This window comes from Rhodobacter capsulatus, assembly GCF_005144475.1.
GTDB lineage: Bacteria > Pseudomonadota > Alphaproteobacteria > Rhodobacterales > Rhodobacteraceae > Rhodobacter > Rhodobacter capsulatus_C.
On sequence record NZ_SWJZ01000072.1, the window covers coordinates 39,161 to 49,836 of the forward strand.

A 10,676-nucleotide genomic window follows, 5' to 3' on the forward strand; every position below is an offset into this window, starting at 1 on the left:
CCCGCCGTGACCCTGCGCCCCCTGTTTGTCGCGGCCACCGCGGCCTTTGCCCTGCTGGCCGCCGCCGCGCCCCCGGCCCGGGCCGAGACCCCGAGCCCGATCCCCACCCCGGCCCCGCCCCTTGCCGCGCCCGCGCCCTTCAGCCTTGATGCGCTGGCCGCCCGCGCCGCCGCCCTTGCCCGGGCGCCCTATGTGCCCGCGCCGCCACGGCAGCCCGAGGTGCTGGAGCGCATCGATTACGACGCGCATTGGCAGATCCGCTACCGCAAGGACCGGACGCTGCGGCTGGGCGCGGTGCCGGTGCAGTTCTTCCATCTGGGCACCTATTTCCGCCAGCCGGTGAAGATGTTCGCGGTGACGAACGGACAGGCGCGCGAACTCGTCTATGCCCCGGATCTGTTCGACATGCCCAAGGACAGCCCCGCCCGCGATCTGGCCGCCGATGCGGGCTTTGCGGGCTTTCGCATCCTGCGCCCGGATCTGTCGGGGGACTGGATGTCCTTCCTGGGCGCCACCTATTTCCGCACCGAGGGGGCGCTGGGCCAGTTCGGCCTGTCCGCCCGCGCCATCGCCGTCGATACCGGCCTGCCCTCGGGCGAGGAATTCCCCCGCTTCACCGAGATCTATCTGGAGGAGGGCCCCGGGGGGCAGGCGATCGTGACGGCACTGGTCGAAGGGCGCAGCCTGGCCGGGGTCTGGCGCATGCAGATCACCAACACCCCCGGACAGGGGCAGGTGATGGCGGTCGAAAGCCGGATCTACCTGCGCAAGCCGGTGGCGCGGCTGGGGCTGGCGCCGCTCACCTCGATGTTCTGGTATTCCGAAACGAACCGCTGGCACGCGCTGGACTGGCGCCCCGAGGTGCATGACAGCGACGGGCTTCTGATCGCACCCGCCAGCGGAACGCCGGTCTGGCGCGCGCTCGACACGCCCGGGGAAATCGTCACGACGCGCTTTGCAGGCCCCACGCCGAAGGGCTTCGGCCTTGTGCAGCGCGACAGGGATTTCGAGCATTATCAGGATGATGGCGTCTGGTATGACCGCCGCCCGACGGTCTGGGTCGCGCCCGCCTCGGACTGGGGGCGGGGGGCGGTGACGCTGGTCGAGCTGCCGACGCATGACGAGATTTACGACAACATCGTCGCCTTCTGGACGCCCGAGACCCTGCCCGCCCCGGGGCAGGAGCTGCGCTTTGACTACACCCTGCACTGGGTTGACCAGGTGCCGCGGCAAGGCGATCTGGCGCAGGTGGTGGCGAGCCGGATCGGCATGGGCGGCAATCCTGGGCAGTCGCGGCCGCGCGATCAGATCAAGGTGGTGCTCGATTTCGAGGGCCCGGCGCTGGCGGGTCTGGGCGAGGCCGATGGCGTGACCCCCGCGATCACCGCGCCGCAGGGGGTGGAGATCGTCAATCCCTTTGCCCATCCGATCCGCGGCAGCGACCGCTGGCGGCTGGTCTTCGACGTGAAATCGCCCCCCGGTACCGGGACGGTCGATCTTCTGGCGGGGCTGAGCCGCGGCGGCCGCGCGCTGAGCGAGACCTGGGCCGCGCCGCTGCATCCCGACCGGATCGAAGGGCTGCGCTGAGGGGGGCGGCAAGAGAAAGGCCGAGGTTTCCCCCGGCCTTGGTCGTTCTACGGCAATGTCGCTCAGCGCTTCGGCACCGGCACGTAATCGCGGGCGACATGGCCGGTGTAAAGCTGACGCGGACGGCCGATCTTGCCGGTCGGATCGCCGAGCATTTCCTTCCATTGCGAAATCCAGCCCACCGTGCGCGAGAGCGCGAAGATCGGGGTGAACATCGAGGTCGGGAAGCCCATCGCTTCCAGGATGATGCCCGAATAGAAGTCGACATTCGGGTAAAGCTTCTTCGAGACGAAGTAATCATCCTCGAGCGCGATGCGTTCCAGTTCCTTGGCGACCTGCAGGATCGGGTTGTCGTGGATGCCGAGCAGGTCGAGCACCTCGTCGGCCGATTCCTTCATCACCTTGGCGCGCGGATCGAAGTTCTTGTAGACGCGGTGGCCAAAGCCCATCAGGCGGAACGGGTCGTTCTTGTCCTTGGCGCGCGCGATATATTCCGGGATCCGGTCGACCGAGCCGATTTCGCGCAGCATTTCCAGACAGGCCTGGTTCGCCCCGCCATGCGCCGGCCCCCAGAGACAGGCGATCCCGGCCGCGACGCAGGCAAAGGGGTTCGCCCCCGAGGAGCCCGCCAGACGCACCGTCGAGGTCGAGGCGTTCTGTTCGTGATCGGCGTGCAGCATCATGATCCGGTCCATGGCCTTCGCCAGTTCCGGTTTCACCACATAGGGTTCGGCCGGGACCGAGAAGCACATGTGCAGGAAGTTCGCCGCGTAATCCAGATCGTTGCGCGGATAGACGAAGGGCTGGCCGATCGAATATTTGTAGGCCATCGCGGCGATCGTCGGCAGTTTCGCGATCATCCGCATCGCCGCCACTTCGCGCTGCCACGGGTCGTTGATGTCCAAGCTGTCGTGATAGAAGGCCGACATCGCGCCGACCACGCCCACCATCGTCGCCATCGGGTGGCTGTCACGCCGGAAGCCGCGGAAGAACATGTGGATCTGTTCGTGCAGCATGGTGTGCCGGGTGATCCGATATTCGAAATCGGTCATCTGCTTCTCGCTCGGCAGTTCGCCGTTCAAAAGCAGGTAGCACACTTCGAGGTAATGCGACTTTTCGGCCAGTTGCTCGATCGGATAGCCGCGGTAAAGAAGCTCACCCTTGTCGCCGTCGATATAGGTGATTTCCGACTCGCAGGCCGCGGTCGAGGTGAAGCCGGGGTCGTAGGTGAAGACGTCGGCCTGCGCGTAAAGCTTGCGGATGTCGAGCACATCCGGCCCCACCGAGGGCGACAGCACCGGCAGATCGTAGGTCTTGCCGTCAAGCGTCAGCGTTGCCGTGCGTTTCGTTTCAGCCATGGTTCCCTCTCCATTCGTCCGGCGGGCCACGCCGGTGCATCCTTCCCGGTTCCCGCGCGCCGGTTCCCGACGAACCGGCTGCGGGAGAGGGCGGCCGGGCCTCAGGCCGCCTGATCGCTCAGCCGGGCCAGCACTTCCTCGCGGCCCAGCAATTCCATCATGTCGAAGACCGAGGGCGTTGCCGCCCGTCCCGCCAGCGCCGCGCGCAGGGGCGCCGCGATCTTGCCAAGACCCAGTCCATGTGCCTCGGCCACCCGCGCGACCACGCTTTCGAGGTCCTCACGCACCCAGCTAGCATTTTGCAACTGCGGCGTCAATTCTTTCAGTATACCACGGGATACCGGATCAAGCGCCGCCATCGCCTTCGCGTCGATCTCGACGGGGCGGGAGATCAGCGCGAAGCGCGCCTTTTCCAGCAGTTGACCAAAGGTCTTCGCCCCCGATTTCACCACGGGCAGGGCCTTGTGCAAAGCCGCCAGTTGCGCCTCGGTCAGGGCGGGCAGGTTGGCCGCCTCCAGATAGCCCGAAATCTGGGCGATCAGATCGTCGTCGGCGATCTGGCCCATGTGATGACCGCAGACATTTTCGAGCTTCTTGAAGTCGAGCCGCGACGGCGCGCGGCCGATTCCCTCCAGTTCGAACCATTCCTTGGCCTGCGCATCGGTGAAGACCTCGTCATCGCCATGGCTCCAGCCCAGCCGCGCCAGATAGTTGCGCATGCCCGCGGCCGGATAGCCCATCGCCTGATATTCTTCCAAACCCACCGCGCCGTGACGCTTGGACAGTTTCTTGCCGTCGGGGCCGTGAATGAGCGGGATATGCGCGAACACCGGCACCTCCCAGCCCATCGCGTGGTACACCTGCATCTGCCGCGCCGCGTTGATCAGATGGTCGTCGCCCCGGATGATATGGGTGACGCCCATGTCGTGGTCATCGACGACGACGGCAAGCATGTAAGTCGGTGTACCATCCGAGCGTAAACAAACCATATCGTCGAGCTGGTCATTCTTCACCGTCACCGCGCCCTGCACCTTGTCGGCGATCACCGTCGCGCCGTCGCGCGGCGCCTTGAGCCGGATCACATAGGGCGCATCCGGATGCGTCGCGGGGTCGGCTTCGCGCCAGGGCGACTGGAACAGCGTCGATTTCCCCTCGGCCCGGGCCGCCTCGCGGAAGGCCTCGATCTCGTCCTGGGTCGAGAAGCACTTGTAGGCCGCGCCGCGGGCCAGCATCTCGCGCGCCACCTCGGCGTGGCGGGGGGCCCGGTCGAACTGGCTCACCACCTCGCCATCATAGTCCAGGCCAAGCCAGTCGAGCCCCTTGAGGATCGCCGCCGTCGCCGCGGGGGTCGAGCGGGCGCGGTCGGTATCCTCGATCCTGAGCAGGAAGGTGCCGCCATGGCCGCGGGCGAAGAGCCAGTTGAACAGCGCCGTCCGGGCGCCGCCGATATGCAGATAGCCGGTGGGCGAGGGGGCGAAGCGGGTGACGATCTTTTGCGACATTGCGGCCTTTCTTGCGGGCGCCGGGGCTGCCGGAGGCCGCGTTTTAACCTTTTGGAAACCATGATGCCCGTAGGCTAGCTTGAGGGTTTCTCTAATGCAGGAGGGGGCGACAGGACAAGTGGCGCAGGCATCGGCGGCGCATCGGGACGGCATCCGGCTCCGGTTTTCCGGGCTCTGGGGCGGTTTGGCCGATCCGCTGGCGGCGCTGGACCGGGCGCAGCTTGACCGGGTGCTTTGGGCGCCGCTGGGGCTTGGCATCGGCGTCGGGGTTTATTTTCTGCTGCCCTTCGAGCCGGGCGTGCCCGTGTTGGCCGCGGCGGGCGTGGTCATCGTGGTCGCGGTGGGGGTGTGGCTGCGCGGCCCGGGGTTTCTGCACCTGCCCGCGACGCTGCTTCTGATGGCGGCGCTGGGTCTTCTGTCCGCCAGTTGGCGTGCCCATTCCGTCGCGGCCCCGGTGCTTGGCTTCAATTATTACGGGCCGGTCGAGGGGCGGATCACCGGCATCGACCGGTCGGCGCGCGACGTGATCCGCCTCACCCTCGATCAGGTGCGGCTGGCCCGGGTCGCGCCCGAGGCCCTGCCCGCCAAGGTCCGCATCGCGCTGCATGGCGACAGCACCGGCCTTGCGCCGGAACCGGGGCTGCGCGTCGCGACGATGGCGCATCTGAGCCCCCCCGCCGAGCCGATCGCCCCCGGGGCCTGGGATTTTCGCCGCAACGCCTGGTTTTCGGGGCTGGGCGCGCTCGGCTACACCCGCAGCCCGGTGGTGGTGATCGCGCCGCCTGCCGACGATTGGGCGCTGGCCGCGCATCGGCTGCGGATGCGGCTTTCGGCGGCGATGCAGGACCGGATCGGCGGTCAGGCCGGGGCGGTGGCGGCGGCCTTGATGACGGGCGATCGCTCCGGCATTTCCGAGGCGACGAATGCGACGCTGCGGGCCTCGAACCTGTACCACATCGTCTCGATTTCCGGGCTGCACATGGGGATGCTGGCCGGCTTCGTCTTTGGCGCCCTGCGCTGGGGGCTGGCGCTGGTCGGGCCTTTCGCGCTGATCTGGCCGACGAAAAAGATCGCCGCCGCCGTCGCGCTGATCGCCTCGACGCTTTATCTCTGGGTCTCGGGCGGCGATATCGCCACGCAGCGGGCCTTCCTGATGACCGCGGCGATGCTGGCGGCGATCTTGCTCGACCGGCGCGCGCTGAGCCTGCACACGGTGGCGCTTGCGGCGATTTTCCTTTTGTTTCTGTGGCCCGAGGCGCTGACCGGCCCGGGCTTTCAGATGTCCTTTGCCGCCACCGTGGCGCTGATCCTGATGGCGGCGCCCTGGGCGGCGCATCACCACCGCCTGCCGTGGCTGGCGCGCCCCGTGCTCCTGCTGGTGCTGACCTCGTTGATTGCGGGGCTGGCGACGGCGCCGATCGCGGCGGCGCATTTCGGGCGGATGTCGCACTATGGCATGCTGGCGAACCTGCTTGCCGTGCCGGTGATGGGGATCGTGGTGATGCCCGCGGGGGTTCTGGCGGCGGTGCTGGCGCCGCTGGGTCTGGCCGGGCCCGCGCTCTGGCTGATGGGGCTGGGCACCGACTGGGTGCTTGCCGTGGCCGATTTCGTCGCCGGGCTGGCGGGGGCGCAGACCTTCGTTCCCGCGCCGCCCGGCTGGGTGCTGCCGGTGCTGGCGCTTGCCGTCGGGGCGGCGGTGCTGTCGCGCGGCGCCTTCCGCGCGGCGATGGTCGCGCTGGGGCTGCTCGCCTGTGCCGGTTGGGCGCTTGCCCCCCGTCCGGCGCTGCTCATCGCGCCGGGGGGGGCGCTCGTCGGGCTGATGATGCCCGAGGGGCGGGCGTTGTCGAAAGCCGCGCCAAGCTTCACCGCCGAGGGGTGGCTGGAGGCCGATGGCGAGGCCGTCACGCCGAAGGAGGCCATGGCGCGGGCGGGGTTCAGCGGCAAGAAGGGGGTCCGGCAGGCGGACTGGCAGGGCAGGCGGCTCGTGCACCTGTCGGGCAAGGCGGCGCTGGAAAATCTGGAAAAAACTTGCCGGGACGGGGCTTTGGTCGTTCTGGATACGGCCGCGCCCAAGGGTTTCAAGGGGGATTGCCGACTTTACGATGCCCGCAAGCTTGCCCGCAGCGGGGCGCTGTCTTTCGATGCGGCGGGGCAGATGCGTTCGGCCCGCGAGGAGGCCGGACATCGGCTCTGGACCGATCCGCCGCGCCGCAAGACGCCGCCCGAAGACCGGACGGCGCCAGACCCGGACCCGCCCGGGGGCACTCAGTAGCTGCGGATCAGCCCGACCAGACGGCCCTGCACCTTCACCTGATCTTCGCGCAGCAGCCGGGTTTCGTAAGCCGGGTTCGCAGCCTCCAGCGCGATCATCCCGCCGCGGCGGTAATAGCGTTTCAGCGTCGCCTCCAGATCCTCGACCAAAGCCACCACGATATCGCCATTCTCGGCAGTGGGCTGGCTGCGGATCACCACGATGTCGCCATCGTTGATCCCCGCCTCGATCATCGAATCGCCTTTGACTTCAAGGGCGTAATGCTCTCCGCGACCCGACAGCATCGAGCCCGGAACGGTGACGTGATGCGCCACTTCGGCAATCGCCTCGATCGGCACGCCGGCGGCGATCCGCCCCATCATCGGAATGTCCAGCGCCGCCGCCGCCACCGGCAGCGCGCCGCGCGGCGGATCGATCCGGCTGCCCGCGATCACCGTCGGCGTGAAGGCCGGTTGCGCCTGCAGGCTGCGTTCGGCCTCGGCGGCGCGTTCCATCGACTCGGGCAGCTTGACGATTTCCAGCGCCCGCGCCCGATGCGCAAGACGGCGGATGAAACCGCGTTCCTCCAGCGCCGTGATCAGCCGGTGGATCCCGGATTTGGAGCGCAGATCCAGCGCATCCTTCATTTCGTCGAAGGACGGCGGCACCCCGTCACGCGCCATGCGCTTTTGGATAAAATCCAGAAGTTCCAATTGCTTGTGTGTCAGCATCCGGTTGCCCCCCGCTCGCGTCCTCGCCCGACGTTCCGCAAGTGTTCTAGCGTCGTTCCCGTTTCGTGTCAATGACACCCCCGGTCTTGGCGTTAACGCGCTGGCAAGGAATGGGCCGGTTTCAGGGCGCCGCGCGATAGGGGCCGGATTTGCCGCCATCTTTCGACAAAAGCCGTATCCCCTCGATATGCATCGATTTTTCGGCGGCCTTCAGCATGTCGTAAAGCGTCAGTGCCGCCCCTGAAACCGCGGTCAGCGCCTCCATTTCAACCCCGGTCGGGCCGGTGGTCTTCACCGTCGCCACGATCCGCACCCCGGGCAGCGCGGGGTCGGGGGTCAGCTCGACCGCGACTTTCGACAGCGCCAAGGGATGACAGAGCGGGATCAGATCGGCGGTCTTTTTCGCCGCCATGATCCCCGCCACCCGCGCGATGCCCAGCACGTCGCCCTTTTCCGCGGTGCCCGAAAGCACCAGCGCCAGCGTTTCGGGCGCCATCACGATCGCCCCCTCGGCCACCGCGACCCGGGTCGTCGGCAGCTTCTCGGACACGTCGACCATATGGGCTTTGCCCGCGGCGTCGAAATGCGTCAGCATGTCAAAAGCGCCTTGGTGGCCGCCGCGACATCGGCCTGTCGCATCAGGCTTTCGCCGATCAGGAAGCGCCGCGCGCCGACCTCGGCCATCGCCGCCATGTCTTCGGGGGTGAAGATGCCGCTTTCGCAGACGAGTTCCCGCCCCTCGGCCAGGATCGTCGGCGCCAGCTGGCGGGTCACGTCGAGCGTCACCTCGAAGGTCTTCAGATTGCGGTTGTTCACCCCAAGCAGCGGCGATTTCAGCCATTTCAGCGCGCGGTCAAGCTCGGCGCCGTCATGCACCTCGATCAGCACATCCATGCCCCAGCCGGTCGCGGCCTCCTCAAGCTCGACCGCCAGCGCATCCTCGACCGAGGCCATGATGATCAAGATGCAATCGGCGCCCCAGGCGCGAGCCTCGGCGACCTGATAGGGGTCGTAAAGGAAATCCTTGCGCAAAGCGGGCAGGGCGCAGGCGTTCCGCGCCGCGATCAGATAGTCGGGCGCGCCCTGAAAGCTGGGCGTGTCGGTCAGCACCGACAGACAGGCCGCGCCGCCCTCTTCATAGGCCCGCGCCAGCGCAGGCGGGTCGAAATCCGGCCGGATCAGCCCTTTCGAGGGCGAGGCCTTCTTGATTTCCGCAATCAACCCATAGCCTTGCGCGGCCTTCTTGCGCAGGGCTTCGGCAAAGCCGCGACACGGCGCCTGTGCCTGCGCCTGCGCTTCAAGGTCGGCAAGCGCCACGCGGGCCTTCGCCGCGGCGACTTCCTCAAGCTTGTAGGCCTTGATCCGGTCGAGGATATTGGTCATGCGCCCAGCACCTCGCGCAAGGCCACAAGCCGCGCCTTGGCCGCGCCGGACGCAAGGCTTTCGGCCGCCATCTCGGCCCCCGCTTTCAGATCGCCCGCCTTGCCCGCCACAACCAGCGCGGCGGCCGCGTTCAGCACCACAGCATCGCGGTAAGCGCCTTTGCGGCCATCCAGCAAGTCGTTGAAGGCGCGGGCATTCTCGGCCGGTTCGCCGCCGATGATCGCCTCGAACGGATGCGTCGGCAGACCGGCTTCCTCGGGGTGGACCTCGAAGTCCGAAATCTCGCCGTTGCGCAAAGCCGCGACCCAGCTCACGCCGCAGATCGACAGCTCATCGGTGCCGTCCGAACCATGCACAAGCCAGGCGGCTTCCGAGCCGAGCGCGCGCAGCACCTCGGCCATCGGCCGGATCCAGGCGCGCGAAAACGCCCCGGTCAGCTGCCGTTTCACGCCCCCCGGATTGGTCAGCGGCCCAAGCAGGTTGAACACCGTGCGCGTGCCCAGTTCCACCCGCGTCGGGCCGATATGTTTCATCGCCGGATGGTGCATCGGCGCCATCAGGAAGGTGATCCCGGTCTGGGCCAGCGCCCGTTCCGCGGTCTCCGGCCCCTTCATCACGTCCAGCCCCAGCGCCGTCAGCGCATCCGCCGCGCCGGATTTCGACGACAGATTCCGGTTGCCATGCTTGGCCACCGGCACTCCCGCCCCCGCGACAACAAAGGCCGTCGCGGTCGAGATGTTCAGCGTCCCCTTGCCGTCACCGCCGGTGCCGACGATGTCCATCGCCCCTTCGGGCGCGCTGATCCGATGCATCTTCGAGCGCATCACCGAGGCCGCGGCGGCGATTTCATCCACCGTCTCGCCACGGGTGCGCAAAGCCATCAGCAGGCCGCCCATCTGCGCGGGCGTCGCCGCGCCGTTGAAAAAGATTTCAAACGCCGTCTCGGCCTCGGCACGGGTCAGCGGGCGGTCGGCGGCCAGGCCGATCAGGGGCTTGAGTTCGCTCATGCGCTCACCTTCACTTTCGCTTCCGTCAGGAAATTGCGCAGCATCGCATGACCGTGTTCCGAGGCGATGGATTCGGGGTGGAACTGCACCCCCTCGATCAGTTTTTCGCGGTGCCGCAGCCCCATGATCATGCCGCTGTCCAGCTCCGCCGTGACCTCGAGGCAGGCGGGCAGGGTTTCCCGTTCGACGATCAGCGAATGATAGCGCGTCGCCTGAAACGGGCTGGGCAGACCGGCGAAGACGCCCTTGCCCTGATGGTGGATCGTGCCCATCTTGCCATGCACGATCTCGCCCGCGCGGATCACCCGACCGCCAAAGGCCTCGCCGATGGTCTGATGACCCAGGCAGACGCCCAGAAGCGGCACCCCCGCCTCGGCCGCGGCGAGCGTCAGCGGCAGGCAGATCCCCGCCTGCGCCGGATCGCAGGGCCCGGGCGACAGCACGATCGCCTCGGCGCCAAGGCCCATCGCCGCCTGCACATCCATCGCGTCGTTGCGCACCACCTTCACCTCCGCGCCAAGCGCGCCGAAATAATGCACCAGGTTCCAGGTGAAGCTGTCGTAGTTGTCGATGAGCAGAAGCATGCGCAATTCCTTTGGGCCGCCCGCATTCTGGGGGTGAACCGGGTCAGGCGTCGCGGTATAGATGTTCAGAGCAAGCGGCCGGGGTCAAGCCTTCAAGGCCGCGATGAAGGCGCGCAGAAAGCGGCAAATCGGTCGAAGAGGGGCAGCAATGGCAGGCGGTCTGATCAAGGGCATGGTTGCGGGGGTGGTCGTCTCGGGGCTGGGGCTGGGCGGGGTTTCGCTGGTGCTGCCGCTGCCGGGCCCTGGCCCGGGCAAGACCGCGTCGCCCAAGGC

Annotated in this window: 9 protein-coding genes; 2 read left to right on the forward strand and 7 right to left on the reverse strand. The window is 67.7% G+C overall.

Annotation, left to right across the window (positions count from 1 at the left end):
• Positions 1-6 precede the first annotated feature (6 nt).
• A complete protein-coding gene (locus tag FBT96_RS15685; RefSeq protein WP_136908253.1) occupies positions 7-1,587 on the forward strand; it encodes a glucan biosynthesis protein in 1,581 nt (526 codons plus the stop codon).
• Positions 1,588-1,649: 62 nt separating this feature from the next.
• Here FBT96_RS15685 and FBT96_RS15690 read toward each other — a convergent pair whose 3' ends face one another.
• Both FBT96_RS15690 and gltX read right to left on the reverse strand, forming a co-directional pair.
• Positions 1,650-2,945, reverse strand: coding sequence for a citrate synthase (locus FBT96_RS15690; RefSeq protein ID WP_136908255.1), 1,296 nt, complete (start codon positions 2,943-2,945; stop codon positions 1,650-1,652).
• A 101-nt stretch (positions 2,946-3,046) separates the two neighbouring features.
• Positions 3,047-4,447, reverse strand: coding sequence for a glutamate--tRNA ligase (gene gltX, locus FBT96_RS15695; RefSeq protein WP_136908257.1), 1,401 nt, complete (start codon positions 4,445-4,447; stop codon positions 3,047-3,049).
• Between the two features lie 79 nt (positions 4,448-4,526).
• Here gltX and FBT96_RS15700 point away from each other — a divergent pair, with 79 nt between their 5' ends.
• On the forward strand, positions 4,527-6,719 hold the full coding sequence (locus tag FBT96_RS15700) for a ComEC/Rec2 family competence protein (protein WP_249306522.1): 2,193 nt from the start codon (positions 4,527-4,529) through the stop codon (positions 6,717-6,719).
• Here the strand turns inward: FBT96_RS15700 and lexA are convergent.
• The 5 genes from lexA to FBT96_RS15725 all read right to left on the reverse strand — a co-directional run bounded on the left by lexA (position 6,713) and on the right by FBT96_RS15725 (position 10,403).
• Positions 6,713-7,429 carry a transcriptional repressor LexA gene (gene lexA, locus FBT96_RS15705; RefSeq protein ID WP_136908259.1) on the reverse strand — a complete coding sequence of 239 codons (717 nt, stop codon included), beginning with the start codon at positions 7,427-7,429 and terminating at the stop codon, positions 6,713-6,715. The genes FBT96_RS15700 and lexA overlap by 7 nt on opposite strands.
• A gap of 121 nt (positions 7,430-7,550) precedes the next feature.
• Positions 7,551-8,024, reverse strand: a complete 474-nt coding sequence (moaC, locus tag FBT96_RS15710; RefSeq protein ID WP_136908261.1) for a cyclic pyranopterin monophosphate synthase MoaC — start codon at positions 8,022-8,024, stop codon at positions 7,551-7,553.
• Complete coding sequence (gene trpC, locus FBT96_RS15715) at positions 8,018-8,812, reverse strand: indole-3-glycerol phosphate synthase TrpC (RefSeq protein ID WP_136908263.1); 795 nt, start codon at positions 8,810-8,812, stop codon at positions 8,018-8,020. The genes moaC and trpC overlap by 7 nt, the downstream gene beginning before the upstream one ends.
• Positions 8,809-9,819, reverse strand: coding sequence for an anthranilate phosphoribosyltransferase (trpD, locus tag FBT96_RS15720; protein WP_136908265.1), 1,011 nt, complete (start codon positions 9,817-9,819; stop codon positions 8,809-8,811). The genes trpC and trpD overlap by 4 nt, the downstream gene beginning before the upstream one ends.
• Positions 9,816-10,403 carry an anthranilate synthase component II gene (locus FBT96_RS15725; RefSeq protein WP_136908267.1) on the reverse strand — a complete coding sequence of 196 codons (588 nt, stop codon included), beginning with the start codon at positions 10,401-10,403 and terminating at the stop codon, positions 9,816-9,818. Before FBT96_RS15725 ends, trpD begins: the two co-directional genes overlap by 4 nt.
• Between the last annotated feature and the right edge of the window lie 273 nt (positions 10,404-10,676).

Coding starts and splice junctions, on each gene's coding strand:
- lexA (WP_136908259.1), bottom strand. CDS start 7,429: ATGCTGACACACAAGCAATTGGAACTTCTGGATTTTATCCAAAAGCGC.
- FBT96_RS15690 (WP_136908255.1), bottom strand. CDS start 2,945: ATGGCTGAAACGAAACGCACGGCAACGCTGACGCTTGACGGCAAGACC.
- gltX (WP_136908257.1), bottom strand. CDS start 4,447: ATGTCGCAAAAGATCGTCACCCGCTTCGCCCCCTCGCCCACCGGCTAT.
- trpC (WP_136908263.1), bottom strand. CDS start 8,812: ATGACCAATATCCTCGACCGGATCAAGGCCTACAAGCTTGAGGAAGTC.
- moaC (WP_136908261.1), bottom strand. CDS start 8,024: ATGCTGACGCATTTCGACGCCGCGGGCAAAGCCCATATGGTCGACGTG.
- trpD (WP_136908265.1), bottom strand. CDS start 9,819: ATGAGCGAACTCAAGCCCCTGATCGGCCTGGCCGCCGACCGCCCGCTG.
- FBT96_RS15725 (WP_136908267.1), bottom strand. CDS start 10,403: ATGCTTCTGCTCATCGACAACTACGACAGCTTCACCTGGAACCTGGTG.